Consider the following 20,963-nt stretch of genomic DNA (forward strand, 5'->3'; position numbering starts at 1 on the left):
CCAAGACTGCCATGTCCGGGCACGAATGTTCGCGCCGGTACAGACCTGAGACGTTCATCGGATGTTGTGTCCGGTTCGCCCGTGCCATGCTGGGCGCCCGGCGGGACCGTTGGACGGCTGCGGGGGTGGCCATGACGGAGATCCAGGACGAGCGGTGGCCGCAGCGGCCACGGCCGACACGGTCGGGACAGCGAGGCATCGCGCACCTGGTCTGCGGACGACGCGCCAAGTGGGTGGTGCTGGTCCTGTGGCTTGCGGTGCTGTTCCTGACGGCACCCTTCGCACAGAAGCTGACCGACGCACAGGACAACGACGCGGCGTCCTGGCTGCCCGGCTCCGCGGAATCCACCCAAGTCCTGGAGATCTCCGAGAACTTCAGGCCGGAGCAGATCCCCGCGGTCGTCGTCTACGCCCGCGACGGCGGCCTGACGGCCCAGGACCGGGCGGCCGTCACCGAGGACGTCGCCCAGCTCAAGCAGCTCACCGACCACGGCATCCGCGGCGCCGAGACCCGGGGCCCGGTCTTCGACCGTGAGGTGGACCCGCAGGCGGCCCAGGTCCAGGTCCCGATCACGATGGACGAGAAGGGCTGGGAGCGCATCGCGCCTGCCGTCGACTCCATCAGGGACGTCGTCGGCACGGGCGGCGCCGGACTCGCCGTGCACATCACGGGCCCCGGCGGCACGTCCGCCGACTTCTCCGAAGCCTTCGAGGGCATCGACTCCACGCTCCTCCTCTCGGCGATGGCGGTCGTCATCGTCATGCTCCTGATCACCTACCGCAGCCCGACCCTGCTCCTGGTGCCCCTCGTCGCCGTGATCGTCGCCCTGTTCACCGCGCAGGCCTTCATCTACCTCCTGGCGGAACACGCCGGCCTGACGGTGAACGGCCAGAGCGCCGGCATCCTCACGGTCCTGGTCTTCGGCGCCGGCACGGACTACGCCCTTCTGCTGGTGGCCCGCTACCGAGAGGAACTGCGCCGTCACGAGGACCGCCACGAGGCGATGGCCCTGGCCCTGCACCGCGCGGGCCCGGCGGTGATCGCCTCCGGCGCGACCGTCGTCCTGAGCATGCTGGTGCTGCTGGCGGCGGAGATGAACTCGACGAGGGGCCTCGGCCCGGTGGCGGCGATCGGAGTCGCGGTCGCCCTGATCGCGATGATGACCCTGTTCCCCGCCCTCCTGGTCATCTTCGGCCGCTGGATCTTCTGGCCGGTCATCCCCCACCTGGGCACGGAGAACCCGGACAGGCGAGGCGTCTGGGCCCGCATGGGCCGCCGTATCTCGCACCGCCCCCGCATGGTCTGGACGGTCACCGCGATAGCCCTGGCCGTCTGCTCCCTCGGCCTGATCCAGCTCCGCGCCGAGGGACTCGGCAACGCCGACGCCTTCACCGACAAACCCGACTCCATCACCGGCCAGGAGATCTCCGAACGGTACTTCCCGGCCGGCAGCGGTGACCCCTTGGTCATCATCAGCAACCAGTCCCAAGCCGTCCAGGTGGGCCGGGCCGTAGCCGGAACAGACGGCGTCGTCCCCACCTCACTGGGCCTCCCACCAGGCACAAAACCTTCCTACGAAGGCAAGGTGCTCTTCGAGGCGACGATGACCGCCCCCGCCGACAGCGAGGCCGCGAAACAGACCGTCGAACGGGTCCGGGACGCCGTCCACGCGGTACCGGACGCGGATGCGCAGGTCGGCGGCGGCACGGCGGCCCTGCTCGACATGGACGAGGCGACGACCCACGACAACATACTGATCATCCCGTTGGTCCTCGTGGTGGTCCTGCTGATCCTCACCGCCCTGCTCCGCGCCCTGATCGCCCCCCTGCTCCTGATCGGCACGGTGATCCTTTCCTTCACGGCCGCCCTCGGCATCAGCGCCCTGGCCTTCCGCCACCTCTTCGACTACGCGGGCGAGTCGACCGACTTCCCCCTCTTCGTCTTCGTCTTCCTGGTGGCCCTGGGCATCGACTACAACATCTTCCTCACCACCCGCATCCGCGAGGAAGCAGCCCACCAGGGCACCCGCCCCGGCGTCGTCACCGGCCTCGCCGCCACAGGCGCGGTCATCACCTCCGCCGGCCTGGTCCTCGCCGGCACCTTCGCCGCCCTCGGCACCCTCCCCATGGTCGCCTTCGCCGAAATCGGCTTCGCGGTGGCCCTGGGCGTCCTCCTGGACACCTTCATCGTCCGCTCGATCCTGGTGACATCCCTGTTCCTGGACGTGGGCCCGAAGGTGTGGTGGCCCCATCCCCTGGCCCGGAGCGAGGAGCAAGCGCCCACTCCCAACCCGTCCGGCGTCTGAGGACGAGCCCCACCTCCAGCCCGTCCGCGTCTGAGGACGAGCCGCACCTCAAGCCCGTCCGGCGTTTGAGGACGAGGCCCACCTCCAGCCCGTCCGCGTTTGAGGGCGAGCCGCCCCTCCAGCCCATCCGGCGTCTGAGGACGAGCCCCACCTCCAGCCCGTCCGGCGTTTGAGGACGAGGCCCGAAGGGCCGACAGCGGGGTCGAAGGGGCGGAGCCCCTTCAAGGGATGGGACGGGTAGGGGCGGCGGGGGCGAAAACCGCCAGCTCAGCCCACCCGCCGAATCAGCGCCAAATACATCGCATCAGTCCCATGCACATGCGGCCACAACTGCACATCAGGCCCCTCCCCCAACTCCGGCACCCCCACCAACAACCCTCGCGCATCGATCAGCTCAGCCCCACCCCGCTGCTTCAACACGTCCTCCACCACCGCCCGGGTCTCGGCAAGATGAGGCGAACACGTCGCATACCCCACCACCCCACCCACCCGCACAGAATCAAGCGCCGCCCGCAACAACTCCCGCTGCAACGGCGCAAACCCCTCAAGATCCTCCGGCCGCCGCCGCCACCGAGCCTCCGGCCGCCGCCGCAACGCCCCCAGCCCCGTACACGGCACATCCACCAGCACCCGGTCAAAACTCCCCGCCCGCCAGGCCGGCCGAGTCCCATCAGCGGTGATCACCTGATACGGCCCAGGGTTACCCGCCAGAGCCTTCGCCACCAGCCCCGCCCGATGCGGCTGCTTCTCGGAGGCCAGCAACACGGCCCCCCGCTCCGCAGCCAGCGCCCCGAGCAGCGCCGCCTTCCCCCCGGGCCCGGCACACCCGTCGAGCCACTTCTCGTCAGGCCCCTCCAACGGCGCGTTGGCCAGCGCGAGAGCGACGAGCTGACTCCCCTCGTCCTGCACCCCCGCACGCCCTTCCCGTACAGCCTCCACGGCCCCGGGCTCCCCGCCCTCGGCGAGCCGCACGGCATACGGCGACCACCGCCCCGGCACCGCGGCCTCCTCACCGAGCAGCTCCTCGGTCGTGGCCCGCCCCGGCCGCGCGACGAGCGTCACCTCGGGCCGCTCGTTGTCGGCGGCCAGCAACCGCTCGATCCCGGCCCGCCCACCACCGAGCGAGTCCCAGAGCGCCGAGACAACCCACCGCGGATGCGAGTGCACGAGGGCGAGATGGTCCTCGGGATCGTCGTCGTACGGCGGAGCGACCCGCTGGATCCACCCGTCGAGATCGTCCTGCGCGACCTTCCGCAGCACGGCGTTCACGAACTTGGCCCGCCCGTCGCCCAGAACCACCCGCGCGAGTTCCACGGACGCGGACACGGCGGCATGCGGCGGGATCCGCGTCCCGAGCAACTGGTGCACACCCAGGCTGAGCACATCGAGCACCGGCGGGTCGACCTCGCGCAGAGGCCGGTCCACACAGGCGGCGATGACGGCGTCGTACGTCCCCTGCCACCGCAGCGTCCCGTACACCAACTCGGTGGCGAGCGCGGCGTCCCGCCCGTCGAAGTCGCCCTTCTCCCGCGCCTTCCGCAGCAACGGCGGCAGCACGAGGTTGGCGTACGCGTCCCGCTCGTCCACCGCGCGCAACGCCTCGAAGGCGAGGACGCGGACGGGGTCCTTCTGGGGCCGTCGATAGGGCTTGCCGGGTCTGCGGGGCCGACGGGAGGTGTCGCTCACGAAAAAGGTGCTCCGGATGTGCGGGAAGAGATGTACGACCAGCCTACGTCGCACCACGACCCCGGCGTACGGCTGGTGCACCCGAGGCCATGGGGCCGTCGGCCGGTCAGACCCCGAGCTTCTCGCCGTCCCCGATCCGCACGCCCCGCGCCCAGTCGGCGGCCCGCATCGGCTTCTTGCCCTGGGCCTGCACCCACAGCAGCTCGACGGCGTACGACCCGGTCCCGACGTACACGTTGTTCTTCCCCACCGACAGCGCGCCCGGGGCGAGGTCGTCCCGCCCGGGCACCGGCTGCACCTGGATCAGCTTGAGCCGCTCGCCACGGAAGACGGTCCAGGCGCCCGGCGCCGGGGTGCACCCGCGCACGAGACGGTCGACGCGCAGGGAAGGCGCGGCCCAGTCGATGTGGGCGTCCTCGACGTTGACCTTGGGAGCGAGGGTGATCCCCTCGTTCGGCTGCGGCACGGCCTTCAACGTGCCGTCCGCGATCCCGTCCATGGTCGCGGCGAGCAGCCCGGCCCCGGCGAAGGCGAGCCTGGTCAGCAGGTCGCCGCTGGTGTCGGTGTGCCGGATCTCCTCGGTGACGGTGCCGTAGACGGGCCCGGAGTCGAGTCCTTCCTCGATGAGGAAGGTGGAGGCCCCGGTGATCTCGTCGCCCGCCATGATGGCGTGCTGCACGGGTGCGGCCCCACGCCAGGCCGGAAGCAGCGAGAAGTGCAGGTTGACCCAGCCGTGGGCCGGGATGTCGAGGGCGACGCGGGGCAGCAGGGCGCCGTAGGCGACGACGGGACAGCAGTCGGGCGCGATCTCCCTGAGCCGCTCCAGGAACTCGGGGTCCCGCGGCCTGGCCGGCTTGAGCACCTCGATCCCGGCCTCCACGGCCCGCTCGGCCACCGGACTCGCCACCATCCGGCGCCCGCGCCCCGCCTGCGCGTCCGGCCGCGTCACGACAGCGGCCACCTCGTGCCGCCCGGAGGCGATCAGAGCGTCCAGAGCGGGAACAGCAACCTCGGGGGTACCGGCGAAGACAAGCTTCATGGGTGGACACGGGCCTCTCGGGCGGGGTCGGTTGGGCAACACACAAGTCTATGGGTGCCCGGGACGGGACTCACATGCGGAACCCCACGAGCGGTTGCCCCAGGTGCGCGGGTGGGCAGGCGTCCGAGGCCGGAGGTCGAGGCGCGCACCCCCGTCCAGGGGCGTAGGCATATGCCCATACGCCCCCACTGCGTGACCCCCGGACCGCTCCCGCGTTGGTCAAGAGAGAGTTGACCACAACGGGCCGCACCCGCCCCACCCGCCGTACCCGCGGGGCGGCCCTCCACTTTTCAACGCCGGTTCGAGAGGCTTGTTCATGGCCGACCACGCAACCCACGACGCCCAGGCTCGGGCCAGCCTGCACTTGCTGGTGCGGGACATCGAGCGGGTCCGCCGGCAGGTGGACGCACTGCGTACGCTCACCGCCCAGTTGGGCAACGTCTACCGCCCGCGCCGCTCCGGCCCCTCCACGGGCTTCGTCGTCTACGGACGGGCCCCCGCCCCGACGGTCCGTCTCGCCCAGGAGCTGCGGGACAGTGTCGAAACCCTGGTCACGGCGGCCGTGGACTTCGACCGCTCGCTCGGCTTCTCCTGGGACGCGGTCGGTTCCGCCCTCGGCGTCACCAAGCAGGCCGTCCATCGCCGCTACGGCGCGCGCCGCGCCGCCACCCAGGCCGCGGCCGAGGCCGAGCGGACGACCGAGCCCTCGGGCACCCGGACGGTCAACGTCACCACCGCCCTCCCCCCGGTGCCGACCGTTCCCGCGGCCCGCTCCATGCCGACGCAGCCGACGGCAGGCAGTCCGGCCATCCGCGACGAGGCCAGGCCCACGGCGTTTCCCGGCCCTCGCAACGGCTGACACCCCCCACGCTCTGCCCTCCCGAAGCGCACCCGGGAGGGCAGAGGCATGTCCGAGCCGACTCGGCAGCCCGTCCTGCCCCCGCGGCACGCCGCACTCTCCCGCACTCTCATCGCGCCCTCCGGGCCCCGGGGCCCGCCGCCCTCACCCGATGTCCGGCGGGTCGATCCGAACCCGCACCCCGGCCTCGCCGCCTCCCCGCGCCATCCGCGCCGCCTGCGCGGCCTTCAACGCCGAGGCCAACGCGGCCCCGCTGCCCGGCGGCACCCGCACCAACGCCCGCTCCCACTGCTCACCCGGCGGCGGCGCCCCCACACGCCGCGGTCGCCCCACCGCGGTGACGGGCACCGGTACGGGCCCCAACACCTCGGCCCCCGGCGGTAGTTCGGCCGTACGGAGGAACTCGGCGACCGCCTCCCCGGGCCCGGCCACGGAAGCCATCCGGGACACCGGCGGAAACCCGAGCTCGGCCCGCTCCCCGAGCTCCCGTACCGCATGTCCGACGGGGTCCCACCGCACCAGCGCCTGCACCGGCCGCAGCGTGGGCTCGGCCACGACGACCACCGTCCCCCCGGCACTCTGCGGCCGCACGAGTGAGGCGGCCGCGATCCAGCGGCGCAACGCGTCCTCTGCGGCCCGCAGATCGGGTCGCCCGAGCATGGCCCAGCCGTCCAGCAGCAGAGCCGCCGCATAACCGCCCTCGGCTACGGGTTCGGCCCCGGGCGTGCTCACGACCAGTGAGGGCGTCCCCGGCACGGTGTCCAGCACATGCTCACGCCCAGAGGTCCGAACGGGTACGGCGGGAAAGGCCCGCCCCAACTCCTCGGCGGTTCGCCTCGCCCCCACCACCTGGGCGCGCAACCGGAACGCACCGCACTCCGGGCAGTGCCAGGCGCCCTCCTCACGCCCGCACCACCCGCACCGCAGTTCGGCGCCGGAGCCCTGCGCCTCCAGTGGCCCGGAGCAGTGCCGACACCGAGCTGGCGCCCGGCAGTTGGCGCAGGCCATCCTCGGCACATAGCCGCGCCGGGGCACCTGGACCAGCACCGGTCCCTGCCGCAGCCCCTCCCGCACCGCCTGCCAGGCGAGCGTCGGCAGCCGGGCGGCCCGCGCGGCCTCGTCCCGTGCGAGATCAGCGTCCCCCACGGTCCGTACGAGCGGAGCCGCACCCCGCACCTGCTCCCGCCCGGCGACCAACGGCCGGGCCCACCCGCTCTCGACGAGCTGGGCGGCCTCGACGGTGCAGCTCCAACTCCCCAGCAGAAAGCCGCACTTGTCCTGCGCCGCCCGCAGCAGCAGCACATCGCGCGCATGGGGCTGCGGGGCGTGCGGCTCGCTGTGGCTGTCGTCGCCGTCGTCCCAGAGGGCGACCAGCCCGAGATCCCGCACGGGCGCGAACATGGCCGCCCGGGTCCCCACGACCGCCCGTACGCTGCCCCGGTGTACCGCGAGCCACTCCCGATACCGCTTCTCGGGCCCGGCGTCGGCGGTCAGCACCGCATGCCGTCCCTTGCCCATGAGCGAGGTCAGCGCGGCATCCACCCGCGCGACGGCCCGGCCGTCCGGCAGGACCACCAGCACGCCCCGGCCGGAGGCCAGTGTCGCGACGACGGCCCGCGCCAGCTCCTCGCTCCAGTCGGGCCCGGGCAGCGCGTTCCACACGGCACGCGGGGCACCCCCGGAGGCCAGCGACTCCAGAAAGGCGGCCCCCCGCTCGTAGCGCCCCCAGGACCCCGCCTCGGGCCTGCCGGGCGGCGGCAGCGGCTCCGGTGACGGCCGCTGCTCGGCCCGTGCGCTGCGCGGCGGCACGGCCAGCTGGAGCACATCGGCGAGCCCACCCGCGTACCGGTCGGCCACGGCACGTGCGAGCCCGAGCAACTCCTCGCTCAGCACCCGCTCCGGGGAAACGACCTGGGCGAGCGCCGCGAGCGGCCCGGAGTAGTCGGACTCGGCAAGGCGTGCCACCAGGAACCCGTCGATGAGCCCGCCGCCCTCACGCCGCCCCTCACGCACCCGATGCCGTCCGGCGCCGAACCGCACCCGCACCCGCACCCCGGGCTGCGCGTCGGCGTCCAGCTCCGCGGGCACGGCGTAGTCGAAGTACCGGTCGAGATGCAGTACGCCCTTGTCGACGAGGACCCGGGCGACCGGCAGCTCCTTCGCGAGCTCGGCCCCCCGCCAGGTCCTGGGCTTGGCCCGCGGCACCTTCGCCTGCCGCACGCTCTCCCGAATGAGCGCGAGCTGCTCGGGCGACGCCCCCTCGGCCCCGCCCTGACCGTTCTCGTTCTCGCTGCTCACGCCTGCATTCTTACCAAACGCCACTGACAACCGACGGCGCCCGAGTTCCCGCACGAGGACACGCCGAAGCCCGGCCTCCCACAAGGGAGACCGGGCCTCTTGCGGAGCTGGGGACCCTTACAGGCCCACTGCCTTCTGCAGCGCCTCCACCCGGTCCGTGCGCTCCCAGGTGAACTCCGGCAGCTCACGGCCGAAGTGGCCGTAGGCCGCGGTCTGGGCGTAGATCGGGCGGAGCAGGTCCAGGTCGCGGATGATCGCGGCCGGACGCAGGTCGAAGACCTGCTCGATGGCCTTCTCGATCTTCTCGGCGTCGACCTTGGCCGTGCCGAAGGTCTCGACGAACAGACCGACGGGCTCGGCCTTGCCGATCGCGTACGCCACCTGCACCTCGCAGCGGGAGGCCAGGCCGGCCGCGACGACGTTCTTGGCGACCCAGCGCATCGCGTACGCCGCCGAACGGTCCACCTTGGACGGGTCCTTGCCGGAGAACGCGCCGCCGCCGTGGCGGGCCATGCCGCCGTAGGTGTCGATGATGATCTTCCGGCCGGTCAGACCGGCGTCACCCATCGGACCACCGATCTCGAAACGGCCGGTGGGGTTGACCAGAAGGCGGTAGTTCTCCGTGTCGAGCTTGATGCCGTCGTCGAGGAGGGCCTTCAGCTCCGGCTCGACCACGAACTCCCGGATGTCGGGAGCGAGGAGGGAGTCGAGGTCGATGTCGCTCGCGTGCTGCGAGGAGACGACGACCGTGTCCAGGCGGACCGCCTTGTCGCCGTCGTACTCGATGGTGACCTGCGTCTTGCCGTCGGGGCGCAGGTAGGGGATGGTGCCGTTCTTGCGGACCTCGGAGAGGCGCTTGGACAGGCGGTGCGCCAGGAAGATCGGCAGCGGCATCAGCGTCGGCGTCTCGTCCGTCGCGTAGCCGAACATCAGGCCCTGGTCACCGGCGCCCTGGCGGTCCAGCTCGTCCTCGTCGCCCTCGACCCGCGACTCGTACGCGGTGTCCACGCCCTGCGCGATGTCCGGCGACTGCGAGCCGATCGAGACCGAGACACCGCAGGAAGCGCCGTCGAAGCCCTTCTTCGAGGAGTCGTAGCCGATCTCGAGGATCTTGTTGCGGACCAGCGTCGCGATGTCCGCGTACGTCTTGGTCGTGACCTCGCCGGCCACGTGCACCAGACCGGTCGTGATCAGGGTCTCGACGGCGACGCGGGACGTCGGGTCCTCACGCAGAAGCGCGTCGAGAATGGTGTCGCTGATCTGGTCAGCGATCTTGTCGGGGTGACCCTCGGTCACGGACTCCGAGGTGAACAGGCGACGGGACACAACGCTCCCTGTGGTTGCAGCGGCTGCTGGCTGATCATTGGCGGACGGGACGGGGGCTGCGCCCGGCGTCGTCCGAGGACAGTTTATCTGTCGCGCTCGGCCACCGACCCCCTGTCTCGCCTCTCGGGAGCGCTGTGACCTGCGGCACGGGCATTCTGCCCAATCCCACACGCCCTTGGCCAGGGGCGCCACACCCGAATCGAGTGAGGCTCGCGGGATGCCGACAACGCATCAAACATTTGAGCCCAGTCGGCGTGCCACCAGGTCCCATACGGTTTCGGCCAGGGCCTCCTTGGGCCCGTACGGCACGGGTGTCTCGGTGCCGTCGGCGCCCAGGACGACCGCCTCGTTCTCCTCGGAGCCGAAGGTCTTGCGCTCGCCCACCTCGTTCACCACGAGGAGGTCGCACCCCTTGCGCTCCAGCTTCTTACGGCCGTTGGCCAGGACGTCGTCCGTCTCAGCGGCGAAGCCGACGACGACCTGGCCGGGACGGGCGCGGTCGGTCGAGATCTCCGCGAGGATGTCCGGATTCCGCACCAGGACGATGGGCTCGGGCTCCTGGCCGTCCCGCTTCTTGATCTTTCCGGCGGCGTACGTGGCCGGTCGGAAGTCCGCGACCGCCGCCGCCATGACCACCGCGTCGGCGTCCGGCGCGGCCTTGAGGACCGCCTCGCGCAGCTGTACGGCCGTGCCGACCTGGACGACGTCCACGCCGGCCGGGTCGGGCATGCCGGTGTTGGCGGCGATCAGTGTCACGCGGGCGCCCCGGGCGGCGGCGGTGCGGGCGAGGGCGTAGCCCTGCTTGCCGGAGGAGCGGTTGCCGAGGAAGCGGACGGGGTCGAGGGGCTCGCGGGTGCCGCCGGCGCTGACGACGACGTGCCGTCCCTCGAGGTCGGGCTCGGTGACGCCGCGGGCCAGCACACGGCGGCAGACCTCGAAGATCTCCGCGGGGTCGGGCAGCCTGCCCTTGCCGGTGTCGACGCCGGTGAGGCGGCCGACGGCGGGCTCGATGACGATCGCGCCGCGTCGGCGCAGCGTCGCCACGTTCTCCTGGGTGGCCGGGTGCTCCCACATCTCGGTGTGCATGGCGGGGGCGAAGAGCACCGGGCAGCGGGCCGTGAGCAGGGTGTTGGTCAGCAGGTCGTCGGCGAGGCCGTGGGCCGCCTTGGCGAGGATGTCGGCCGTGGCCGGGGCGACGACCACCAGGTCGGCGTGCTGGCCGATGCGGACGTGCGGGACCTCGTGGACGTCGTCCCAGACCTCTGTCGAGACGGGATTGCCGGACAGGGCGGACCAGGTGGCGGCGCCGACGAAGTGCAGCGCGGAGGCGGTGGGCACGACCCGGACGTCATGCCCGGACTCCGAGAGTCTGCGCAGCAGCTCACAGGCCTTGTACGCGGCGATGCCACCGCTGACGCCCAGAACGACCTTCGGCTTGTCCACCGTCTCTCCCCGGGATCGGCTCATGTGCGCCAGGGACCAGCGCACGACTCCACTACACACCACAGGCCCGGCAGTCGGCCTGCCGGGCCTGTGGAAAAGTCAGCTGCAAGCTGTAAATCGTACTTACTGTGCCGGGCCCTCGACGGCCTCGGACGTCAGCAGACCCGCGTTGATCTCGCGCAGGGCGATCGAGAGCGGCTTCTCGTGGACGTGGGTGTCCACCAGCGGACCGACGTACTCGAGGAGGCCCTCGCCGAGCTGCGAGTAGTACGCGTTGATCTGGCGGGCACGCTTGGCCGCGTAGATCACGAGGCTGTACTTCGAGTCGGTGGCCTCGAGGAGCTCGTCGATCGGCGGGTTGATGATGCCCTCGGGCGCGGAGATGGAAGAGGACACGCTCTACCTTCCGATGGATGGGAAAGATTCAGTGTGCATGGTCAGTGACGATCACACAACGTCCATCAAGGCTAGCAGCTCGCGCGCCACGTCCTCGACGGAGGTGTTGACCAAGGTCACATCGAACTCCGGCTCGGCTGCCAGCTCGACCTTCGCCGCGTCCAGCCGGCGTTCGATCACCTCGGGCGGCTCGGTGCCACGTCCGGTGAGTCTGCGCACGAGCTCCTCCCAGGAGGGAGGGGCCAGGAACACGAGCTGGGCCTCCGCCATGGACTCGCGGACCTGCCGGGCACCCTGGAGGTCGATCTCCAGGAGCACGGGCTCCCCCGCCTCCAGCCGCTCCAGCACGGCCGCACGCGGCGTGCCGTAGCGGTTGCCGGCGAACTCGGCCCACTCCAGCAGCTCACCGTTGGCGATCAGCTTGTCCATCTCGTCGTCGGTGACGAAGAAGTAGTGGACTCCGTGCCGCTCGCCGGGGCGGGGCTTGCGGGTCGTCGCCGACACCGAGAGCCAGACCTCGGGGTGTTCCTTGCGCATATGGGCGACGACCGTGCTCTTGCCGACCCCGGAGGGGCCGGAGAGCACGGTCAGCCGCGGACGTTCACTCATGCAGCGATTATTCCAGCAATCCCGGAGTGCCCGGGACTCCCGGTCCGGAGTGACCGGATCAGGAGCCGGTGCTGCCGAACTCGCGCTCCAGGGAAGCGATCTGGTTCGAGCCGAGGCCACGCACGCGGCGGCTCTCGGAGATGCCGAGTCGCTCCATGATCTGCTTGGCGCGGACCTTGCCCACGCCCGGCAGGGACTCAAGCAGGGCGGAGACCTTCATCTTGCCGATGACGTCGTTCTCCTGGCCCTGCTTGATGACCTCGTGAAGCGAGGCGCCGGAGTGCTTGAGTCGATTCTTGACCTCGGCCCGCTCCCGGCGAGCCGCGGCGGCCTTTTCGAGCGCGGCTGCGCGCTGTTCAGGGGTAAGGGGCGGAAGAGCCACGCCTACGTCACCTCGGATGTTGACTGTCGGATACGGACCGGTGAGGAACCTAGTCGCCCCACACCTGGGGAGCCACGAGCAACACGCTTGCCCGTTGACTCTCGTCGGAGACTAGCGGCCAAGTCCGCCAGAGTCAGCGAGAACAGCGGAAAAGTCCTGGTCAGCCTCCGCCAGGCCGGACATTTAGGACATAATGCCCTGGATTTGAGGATGTATTCAGACTCAAGTCGGCCGGGAGCCACTCGACGAAGCACTCATCGGAGGATTCGCGGAGCGGCTCGAACGCCCCTGACGGCAGTCAGACACCCGCCACAGCGACCCTGACGTCTTCGGCGAAGCGTGACGCGGCGTCACGCAGCGCGACGACGTCGGGACCGTGCCGCAGCACACCCCGGCTGACGTTCGGCACGACGTTGCGCGCGGCGGCGCCGAACACCCGGGGAATGTCCGCCGGCGTGGCGCCCTGGGCACCGATGCCGGGGGCGAGCAGGGGACCGTTGATGTCGAGCTCGTACGACGACAGGTCTCCGAGGGTGGCGCCGACGACCGCCCCGAAGGAGCCCAGCGGCTCCTCCCCCACGTTCTCGGCCGCCAGGTGCGCCAGCATCGTCGCGCCCACGGTGCGGCCGTCCGCGCGGATGGCGTGCTGGACCTCGCCGCCCTCCGGATTCGAGGTCAGCGCGAGCACGAACAGGCCGGTGCCGCTCTCCCGGGCCAGCGCGACGGCGGGCGAGAGCGAGCCGTAGCCGAGGTAGGGCGAGACGGTCAGCGCGTCGGAGAAGAGCGGCGAGTCCTTGCGGAGGAAGGACTCGGCGTACGCGGCCATGGTGGAGCCGATGTCGCCGCGCTTGGCGTCCATCACCACCAGCGCACCGGCCGCCCGCGCCTCCTCGACCGACTTCTCCAGAACCGCGACGCCGCGCGAGCCGAAGCGCTCGAAGAAGGCGCTCTGCGGCTTGAGCACGGCGACCCGGTCGGCCATCGCCTCGACGACCGTGCGGCTGAACCGCTCCAGACCGGCCACGTCGTCGTTCAGGCCCCACTCGGAGAGCAGGGACGCGTGCGGGTCGATGCCTACGCACAGCGGGCCGCGTTCGTCCATCGCGCGGCGGAGGCGTGCACCGAAGGATTCCAGGACAGTCATGCGGCTTCCTCTGGCTTCCTGACGTCGGCGCCGACCGCGTCGGCGAGGGTGACGTACGGGCTGGTCCGCAGGCGGGCGGCGAGCCCCTTGTGGATGGCGCGGCCCCAGAAGGGCCCCTCGTAGATGAAGGCGCTGTAGCCCTGGACCAGCGTGGCACCGGCCAGGATGCGCTGCCAGGCGTCCTCGGCGTTCTCGATGCCGCCGACGCCCACGAGTGTGATCCGATCGCCCACGCGCGCGTACAGGCGCCGCAACACCTCCAGCGAGCGTGCCTTCAGGGGCGCGCCGGAGAGACCGCCGACCTCCTTGACCAGTGAGGGTTCGGATTTCAAACCGAGGCTCTCGCGCGCGATGGTGGTGTTCGTGGCGATGATCCCGTCCAGACCGAGCTCGACGGCCAGGTCGGCGACCGCGTCGACGTCCTCGTCGGCGAGGTCCGGCGCGATCTTCACCAGCAGCGGCACACGGCGGCTGGTCACTGTGCGGTCGGCGGCCTCGCGCACGGCGGTCAGCAGGGGGCGCAGCGACTCGGTGGCCTGGAGGTTGCGCAGGCCGGGCGTGTTGGGCGAGGAGACGTTGACCACCAGGTAGTCGGCGTACGGCGCCAGCCGCTCCGTCGACTTCACGTAGTCGCCGGCGGCCTCCGCCTCCGGGACGACCTTGGTCTTGCCGATGTTGACGCCCACGACGGTCCTGAAGACCGGCTCACGGGACGCCAGGCGGGCCGCCACGGCCAGCGAGCCCTCGTTGTTGAAGCCCATGCGGTTGATCAGCGCCCGGTCCTTCACGAGGCGGAACAGCCGCTTCTTGGGGTTGCCCGGCTGGGCCTCCCCCGTGACGGTGCCGATCTCGACGTGGTCGAAGCCCAGCATCGACATGCCGTCGATCGCGACCGCGTTCTTGTCGAAGCCTGCGGCGAGTCCGAAGGGGCCGTGCATGCGCAGTCCGAAGGCCTCGGTCCGCAGTTCCTGGTACCGGGGCGCGAGGGCGGCGGCGACGAAGGTGCGCAGCACGGGGATGCGGACGGCGAGCCGGATCCAGCGGAAGGCCAGGTAGTGGGCCTGTTCCGGGTCCATCCGTTTGAAGACGAGATTGAAGAAGATCTTGTACATGGTTCCCTCACGAAGAGGGGGACACCGTTTCCGGTGTCCCCCTCAGGGCTGCTAGTCGCGGGCCGCGGTCAGGTGTTCCGCGTGTTCCTGGAGCGAACGGACGCCCACGTCACCGTGGTTGAGGGCGTCGATGCCCTGGACGGCGGCGGCGAGCGCCTGGACCGTCGTCAGGCACGGGACCGACCGCGCCACGGCCGCCGTACGGATGTCGTAGCCGTCGAGGCGGCCGCCGGTGCCGTACGGGGTGTTGACGATGAGGTCGACCTCGCCGTCGTGGATGAGCTGCACGATGGTCTTCTCGCCGTTCGGGCCGGTGCCCTCGGACTGCTTGCGCACGATCGTGGCGTTGATGCCGTTGCGCTTGAGGACCTCGGCCGTGCCGGACGTGGCGAGCAGTTCGAAGCCGTGGGCGACCAGCTCACGCGCGGGGAAGATCATCGAGCGCTTGTCGCGGTTGGCGACCGAGATGAAGGCGCGGCCCTTCGTCGGCAGCGGACCGTACGCGCCCGCCTGCGACTTGGCGTACGCCGTGCCGAAGACGGAGTCGATGCCCATGACCTCGCCGGTGGAGCGCATCTCCGGGCCGAGGACGGTGTCGACGCCGCGGCCGTGGATGTCGCGGAAGCGCGACCACGGCATGACGGCCTCCTTGACGGAGATCGGCGCGTCGAACGGGAGCTCGCCGCCGTCGCCGTTCGCCGGAAGGAGGCCCTCGGCACGCAGTTCGGCGATGGTCGCGCCCAGCGAGATCCGGGCGGCGGCCTTGGCCAGTGGCACCGCGGTCGCCTTCGAGGTGAAGGGGACGGTGCGGGACGCGCGCGGGTTGGCCTCCAGGACGTACAGGATGTCGCCGGCCATCGCGAACTGGATGTTGATCAGGCCGCGGACGCCGACGCCCTTGGCGATGGCCTCGGTCGAGGCGCGCAGGCGCTTGATGTCGAACCCGCCCAGCGTGATCGGCGGCAGCGCGCACGCGGAGTCGCCGGAGTGGATGCCGGCCTCCTCGATGTGCTCCATGACGCCGCCGAGGTAGAGCTCGGTGCCGTCGTAGAGCGCGTCGACGTCGATCTCGATCGCGTCGTCCAGGAACCGGTCGACGAGGACCGGCCGCGAGGGGCTGATCTCGGTCGACTCGGCGATGTAGGACTCCAGCCGAGTCTCGTCGTAGACGATCTCCATGCCACGTCCGCCGAGGACGTACGACGGCCGCACCAGGACCGGGTAGCCGATCTCGTCCGCGATGGCCTTGGCGCCGGCGAAGGTGGTCGCGGTGCCGTGCTTGGGGGCCGGCAGGCCCGCCTCGGCGAGGACGCGGCCGAAGGCGCCCCGGTCCTCGGCGGCGTGGATGGCCTCCGGGGACGTACCGACGATCGGCACGCCGTTGTCCTTCAGCGCCTGCGACAGGCCCAGCGGGGTCTGGCCGCCGAGCTGCACGACGACGCCCGCCACGGGACCGGCCTGCTGCTCCGCGTGGACGATCTCCAGCACGTCTTCCAGCGTCAGCGGCTCGAAGTACAGACGGTCGGAGGTGTCGTAGTCCGTGGAGACGGTCTCCGGGTTGCAGTTGACCATCACGGTCTCGTACCCGGCGTCGCTCAGCGCGAAGGAGGCGTGCACGCAGGAGTAGTCGAACTCGATGCCCTGGCCGATGCGGTTGGGACCGGAGCCCAGGATGATGACGGCCGGCTTCTCCCGCGGGGCGACCTCGGTCTCCTCGTCGTAGGACGAGTAGAAGTACGGCGTCTTCGCGGCGAACTCGGCGGCGCAGGTGTCGACCGTCTTGTAGACCGGGCGGATGCCCAGCGCGTGCCGGACCTCGCGGACAACGTCTTCGCGCAGACCGCGGATCTCGGCGATCTGGACGTCGGAGAAGCCGTGCCGCTTGGCCTCGGCCAGCAGGTCGGGGGTGAGCTCCGGTGCCTCGGCGAGCTCGTCGGCGATCTCCTTGATCAGGAAGAGCTGGTCGACGAACCAGGGGTCGATCTTCGTGTACTCGAAGACCTCCTCCTGCGTGGCGCCCGCGCGGATGGCCTGCATGACGGCGTTGATACGGCCGTCGGTGGGCCGTACGGCCTCGCGCAGCAGCTCGACCTTGTCGCCGGGCTCGCCGACGAACGTGAACTGGCTGCCCTTCTTCTCCAGCGAGCGCAGCGCCTTCTGGAAGGCCTCGGTGAAGTTACGGCCGATGGCCATGGCCTCGCCGACCGACTTCATGGTGGTCGTGAGGGTGGAGTCGGCCTGCGGGAACTTCTCGAAGGCGAAACGCGGAGCCTTCACGACCACGTAGTCGAGCGTGGGCTCGAAGGAGGCCGGGGTCTCCTGCGTGATGTCGTTCGGGATCTCGTCGAGGGTGTAGCCGACAGCGAGCTTGGCGGCGATCTTGGCGATCGGGAAGCCGGTCGCCTTGGAGGCGAGCGCCGAGGACCGCGACACGCGCGGGTTCATCTCGATGACGATCACGCGACCGTCCTCGGGGTTCACCGCGAACTGGATGTTGCAGCCGCCGGTGTCGACGCCGACCTCGCGGATGACGGCGATGCCGATGTCGCGCAGGGTCTGGTACTCGCGGTCGGTCAGCGTCATCGCGGGCGCCACGGTGATCGAGTCACCCGTGTGCACGCCCATCGGGTCGAAGTTCTCGATGGAGCAGACGACCACGACGTTGTCGTTCTTGTCGCGCATCAGCTCCAGTTCGTACTCCTTCCAGCCGAGGATGGACTCCTCCAGGAGCACCTCGGTGGTCGGCGAGAGCGTGAGGCCTTGGCCCGCGATGCGGCGCAGCTCCTCCTCGTCGTGCGCGAAACCGGAGCCGGCGCCGCCCATGGTGAAGGAGGGGCGGACGACGACCGGGTAGCCGCCGAGCGTCTCGACGCCCGCGAGGACGTCCTCCATGGAGTGGCAGATGACCGAGCGGGCGGACTCGCCGTGCCCGATCTTCTGGCGGACGGCCTCGACGACGTCCTTGAACAGGTCGCGGTCCTCGCCCTTGTTGATGGCCTCGACGTTTGCGCCGATCAGCTCCACGCCGTACTTCTCCAGCGTGCCCGCCTCGTGCAGCGAGATGGCCGTGTTGAGGGCCGTCTGGCCGCCCAGGGTGGGCAGGAGCGCGTCCGGGCGCTCCTTGGCGATGATCTTCTCGACGAACTCCGGGGTGATCGGCTCGACGTAGGTGGCGTCGGCGATCTCCGGGTCGGTCATGATCGTCGCCGGGTTGGAGTTGACGAGGACGACCCGCAGGCCCTCGGCGCGCAGGATGCGGCACGCCTGGGTTCCGGAGTAGTCGAACTCGGCGGCCTGGCCGATGACGATCGGGCCGGAGCCGATGACCAGGACGGACTGGATATCGGTGCGCTTAGGCACGCTGGCCCTCCATCAGGGATACGAAGCGGTCGAACAGGTAGGCGGCGTCGTGCGGGCCCGCTGCCGCTTCGGGGTGGTACTGGACGCTGAAGGCCGGCTTGTCGAGGAGGTGAAGGCCCTCCACCACGTTGTCGTTGAGGCAGACGTGGGAGACCTCGGCGCGGCCGTAGGGGGTCTCGGAGACCTTGTCGGTCGGGGCGTCGACGGCGAAGCCGTGGTTGTGCGCGGTGACCTCGACCTTGCCGGTCGTGCGGTCCTGCACCGGCTGGTTGATGCCGCGGTGGCCGTACTTCAGCTTGTACGTGCCGAAGCCCAGCGCACGCCCCAGGATCTGGTTGCCGAAGCAGATGCCGAAGAGCGGGGTGCCGCGCTCCAGGACCGCCTGCATGACCGAGACCGGGTGGTCGGCGGTGGACGGGTCGCCCGGGCCGTTGGAGAAGAACACGCCGTCGGGGTTGACGGCGTACACGTCCTCGGCGGTCGCCGTCGCGGGCAGCACGTGCACCTCGATGCCGCGCTCGGCCATCCGGTGCGGGGTCATGCCCTTGATGCCGAGGTCGACGGCGGCGACGGTGAACTTCTTCGTGCCGATCGCCGGGACGACGTAGGCCTCCTTGGTGGCGACCTCGGCGGAGAGGTCGGCGCCCTTCATCTCGGGGGCCTGGCGGACCTCGGCGAGCATGGTGCCCTCGTCGGGCAGCGCGTTGCCGGAGAAGATGCCGACGCGCATGGCGCCGCGCTCGCGCAGGTGGCGGGTGAGCGCGCGGGTGTCGATGCCGGAGATCCCGACGACGCCCTGGTGGCGCAGCTCGTCGTCCAGCGAGCGCCGGGAGCGCCAGTTGGACGGCACGCGCGCGGGGTCGCGCACGACGTAGCCGGCGACCCAGATCTGCTTGCTCTCCGGGTCCTCGTCGTTGACGCCGGTGTTGCCGACGTGCGGGGCCGTCATCACGACGACCTGGCGGTGGTAGGACGGGTCGGTGAGGGTCTCCTGGTAGCCGGTCATTCCGGTGGAGAACACGGCCTCGCCGAAGGTCACCCCCACGGCCCCGTAGGCGCGGCCGCGGAAGATCCGGCCGTCCTCCAGGACGAGTACCGCAGGAACCTTGTCGGCTCCCCTTGTGGAGGTCGTCATCGTTCGGCGCCTTCCGTGCTGTTGGTGTTGATCATGGAGTTAATGACGTCGACCCACTCGTTGTGCTCCGCCGCGTGGTCCGAGCGGAAGCCGGAGTCGATCAGGCGGTCACCGTGTGCCCAGGTCACGACGAGCAGTCCGCCCTCGGTGAGGACCTTGCCCGCGATGCCCTTGTCGAGCCGGGCCTCGCGCAGCCGGTCGGCCGGGACGAAGAAGTCGGCCGCGCCGGGGCGTACGACGTCCAGTCCCGCGTCCGTCAGCGTGAGCTCGACCCGGCTGCGGGTGCCGAGGCCGTGCGCCACGATGCGGTCCAGCCACTGACCCGCGGTGGTCGAGCCGTGGTAGCGGCCGCTCATGCTCAGTCTGGCCGGGCCGGGGTCGTCCGGCGCGCTGGGCAGCTCGGGGAGGTCGCCCTGGAGCGTGCCACGCCACTTCCAGCCCTCGCGCATCAGCCAGTAGACGAGCGCGACGAAGAGGGCGAGTCCGACGACCCAGCCGACGCGTGCGGCCCAGTCGGTCACTTCGGCCGACTTCTGTTCGGCCGCGAGTCCGGTGCCGGCTGCGAGCAGTGTTGCAGGTGTCACGTGAGCTTCCCGTCGACGAGCGTGGCCTTGCCCCGGAGCCACGTGTGGGTCACACGGCCCGGCAGCTCGCGCCCCTCGTACGGAGTGTTGCGGCTGCGCGAGGCGAAGCCCTCGGGGTCCACGGACCCACGGTATTCCGTGTCGACGAGCGTGAGGTTGGCGGGCTCACCAGCCGAGACGGGCCGTCCGTGTCCCTTGGCCTGCCCGATCTCGGCGGGCTTGAAGGACATGCGCTCGGCGACCCCGGCCCAGGTGAGGAGCCCGGTGTCCACCATGGTCTCCTGCACCACTGACAACGCGGTCTCCAGGCCGACCATCCCCATGGCGGCCGCGGCCCACTCGCAGTCCTTGTCCTCGTGCGGGTGCGGGGCGTGGTCGGTGGCGACGATGTCGATCGTGCCGTCGGCGAGCGCCTCGCGCAGTGCCAGCACGTCACGCTCGGTGCGCAGCGGCGGGTTCACCTTGTAGACCGGGTTGTACGTGCGGACCAGCTCGTCGGTGAGGAGGAGGTGGTGCGGGGTGACCTCAGCGGTGACGTCGATGCCGCGGGACTTGGCCCAGCGGACGATCTCCACCGAGCCGGCGGTCGAGAGGTGGCAGATGTGCACGCGGGAGCCGACGTGCTCGGCGAGTAGGACATCCCGGGCGATGATCGATTCTTCGGCCACCGCGGGCCAGCCCCCGAGCCCCAGCTCGGCGGAGACGATGCCCTCGTTCATCTGGGCGCCCTCGGTCAGCCGCGGCTCCTGCGCGTGCTGGGCGACGACACCGCCGAAGGCCTTCACGTACTCCAGTGCCCGGCGCATCATCACGGCGTCGTCGACGCACTTGCCGTCGTCGGAGAAGACGGTGACCCCGGCGGCCGACTCGTGCATGGCGCCGAGCTCGGCGAGCTTCTTGCCCTCCAGGCCGACGGTGACGGCGCCGATGGGCTGTACGTCGCAGTAGCCGTGCTCCTGGCCGAGCCGGTAGACCTGCTCGACGACACCGGCCGTGTCGGCGACCGGGAAGGTGTTGGCCATGGCGAACACGGACGTGTAACCGCCGGAGGCGGCCGCGCGCGTGCCGGTCAGCACGGTCTCGGAGTCCTCGCGGCCGGGCTCACGCAGATGGGTGTGCAGGTCGACCAGGCCCGGCAGCAGCACCTTGCCGGCCGCCTCGACGACCTGGGCGCCCTCGTCCGAGAGCCCCGTGCCGACCGCCTCGATGACGGCACCGTCGATCAGCACGTCCTGCGGCTCGCCGCCGAGCACCTTCGCACCACGGATCAGGATCTTGCTCATC

16 protein-coding genes are annotated in these 20,963 nt (G+C 70.9%); 2 read left to right on the plus strand and 14 right to left on the minus strand.

Annotated elements, in window-relative coordinates:
- The first annotated feature begins 131 nt into the window (after positions 1–131).
- Positions 132–2,306: an MMPL family transporter gene (locus tag AQJ67_RS30425; RefSeq protein ID WP_062722781.1), complete on the plus strand. Its 2,175-nt coding sequence runs from the start codon at positions 132–134 to the stop codon at positions 2,304–2,306.
- A 267-nt stretch (positions 2,307–2,573) separates the two neighbouring features.
- Here the strand turns inward: AQJ67_RS30425 and AQJ67_RS30430 are convergent, their stop codons facing one another.
- Both AQJ67_RS30430 and fmt read right to left on the minus strand, forming a co-directional pair.
- Positions 2,574–3,992, minus strand: coding sequence for an RsmB/NOP family class I SAM-dependent RNA methyltransferase (locus AQJ67_RS30430; protein WP_062722782.1), 1,419 nt, complete (start codon positions 3,990–3,992; stop codon positions 2,574–2,576).
- A gap of 106 nt (positions 3,993–4,098) precedes the next feature.
- A complete protein-coding gene (gene fmt, locus AQJ67_RS30435) occupies positions 4,099–5,031 on the minus strand; it encodes a methionyl-tRNA formyltransferase (protein ID WP_062722552.1) in 933 nt (310 codons plus the stop codon).
- Positions 5,032–5,347: 316 nt separating this feature from the next.
- Between fmt and AQJ67_RS30440 the strand changes: the two genes are divergently transcribed.
- Positions 5,348–5,890, plus strand: a complete 543-nt coding sequence (locus AQJ67_RS30440) for a hypothetical protein (RefSeq protein ID WP_062722553.1) — start codon at positions 5,348–5,350, stop codon at positions 5,888–5,890.
- 144 nt (positions 5,891–6,034) lie between these two features.
- On the opposite strand, the gene AQJ67_RS30445 is transcribed toward AQJ67_RS30440, so the two are convergent.
- The 12 genes from AQJ67_RS30445 to AQJ67_RS30500 all read right to left on the minus strand — a co-directional run bounded on the left by AQJ67_RS30445 (position 6,035) and on the right by AQJ67_RS30500 (position 20,962).
- The gene (locus AQJ67_RS30445; protein ID WP_062722554.1) at positions 6,035–8,188 is read right to left on the minus strand and encodes a primosomal protein N'; all 2,154 of its coding nucleotides are present in this window, start codon (positions 8,186–8,188) and stop codon (positions 6,035–6,037) included.
- Between the two features lie 117 nt (positions 8,189–8,305).
- Positions 8,306–9,514: a methionine adenosyltransferase gene (gene metK / locus AQJ67_RS30450; RefSeq protein ID WP_062722555.1), complete on the minus strand. Its 1,209-nt coding sequence runs from the start codon at positions 9,512–9,514 to the stop codon at positions 8,306–8,308.
- 231 nt (positions 9,515–9,745) lie between these two features.
- Positions 9,746–10,957, minus strand: coding sequence for a bifunctional phosphopantothenoylcysteine decarboxylase/phosphopantothenate--cysteine ligase CoaBC (gene coaBC / locus AQJ67_RS30455; protein ID WP_062722556.1), 1,212 nt, complete (start codon positions 10,955–10,957; stop codon positions 9,746–9,748).
- A gap of 123 nt (positions 10,958–11,080) precedes the next feature.
- Entirely contained in the window at positions 11,081–11,353 is a 273-nt protein-coding gene (rpoZ, locus tag AQJ67_RS30460; RefSeq protein ID WP_003988945.1) for a DNA-directed RNA polymerase subunit omega, read from the minus strand.
- Between the two features lie 51 nt (positions 11,354–11,404).
- Positions 11,405–12,082, minus strand: a complete 678-nt coding sequence (gene gmk / locus AQJ67_RS30465) for a guanylate kinase (RefSeq protein ID WP_482258145.1) — start codon at positions 12,080–12,082, stop codon at positions 11,405–11,407.
- A complete protein-coding gene (locus AQJ67_RS30470; protein ID WP_003977346.1) occupies positions 12,021–12,344 on the minus strand; it encodes an integration host factor in 324 nt (107 codons plus the stop codon). Before AQJ67_RS30470 ends, gmk begins: the two co-directional genes overlap by 62 nt.
- A gap of 298 nt (positions 12,345–12,642) precedes the next feature.
- The gene (gene pyrF, locus AQJ67_RS30475; RefSeq protein WP_062722558.1) at positions 12,643–13,488 is read right to left on the minus strand and encodes an orotidine-5'-phosphate decarboxylase; all 846 of its coding nucleotides are present in this window, start codon (positions 13,486–13,488) and stop codon (positions 12,643–12,645) included.
- Positions 13,485–14,600 carry a quinone-dependent dihydroorotate dehydrogenase gene (locus AQJ67_RS30480; protein ID WP_062722559.1) on the minus strand — a complete coding sequence of 372 codons (1,116 nt, stop codon included), beginning with the start codon at positions 14,598–14,600 and terminating at the stop codon, positions 13,485–13,487. Before AQJ67_RS30480 ends, pyrF begins: the two co-directional genes overlap by 4 nt.
- 51 nt (positions 14,601–14,651) lie before the next feature.
- Positions 14,652–17,960, minus strand: coding sequence for a carbamoyl-phosphate synthase large subunit (gene carB, locus AQJ67_RS30485; RefSeq protein WP_062722560.1), 3,309 nt, complete (start codon positions 17,958–17,960; stop codon positions 14,652–14,654).
- The gene (gene carA, locus AQJ67_RS30490) at positions 17,953–19,095 is read right to left on the minus strand and encodes a glutamine-hydrolyzing carbamoyl-phosphate synthase small subunit (RefSeq protein ID WP_062722561.1); all 1,143 of its coding nucleotides are present in this window, start codon (positions 19,093–19,095) and stop codon (positions 17,953–17,955) included. Before carA ends, carB begins: the two co-directional genes overlap by 8 nt.
- A complete protein-coding gene (locus tag AQJ67_RS30495; RefSeq protein WP_062722562.1) occupies positions 19,092–19,679 on the minus strand; it encodes a PH-like domain-containing protein in 588 nt (195 codons plus the stop codon). The genes carA and AQJ67_RS30495 overlap by 4 nt, the downstream gene beginning before the upstream one ends.
- Positions 19,676–20,962 (minus strand): dihydroorotase, encoded by a 1,287-nt coding sequence (locus AQJ67_RS30500; protein WP_062722563.1) that lies wholly within the window; start codon positions 20,960–20,962, stop codon positions 19,676–19,678. The genes AQJ67_RS30495 and AQJ67_RS30500 overlap by 4 nt, the downstream gene beginning before the upstream one ends.
- Between the last annotated feature and the right edge of the window lies 1 nt (position 20,963).

It is taken from the genome of Streptomyces caeruleatus (genome assembly GCF_001514235.1).
Lineage (GTDB): Bacteria > Actinomycetota > Actinomycetes > Streptomycetales > Streptomycetaceae > Streptomyces > Streptomyces caeruleatus.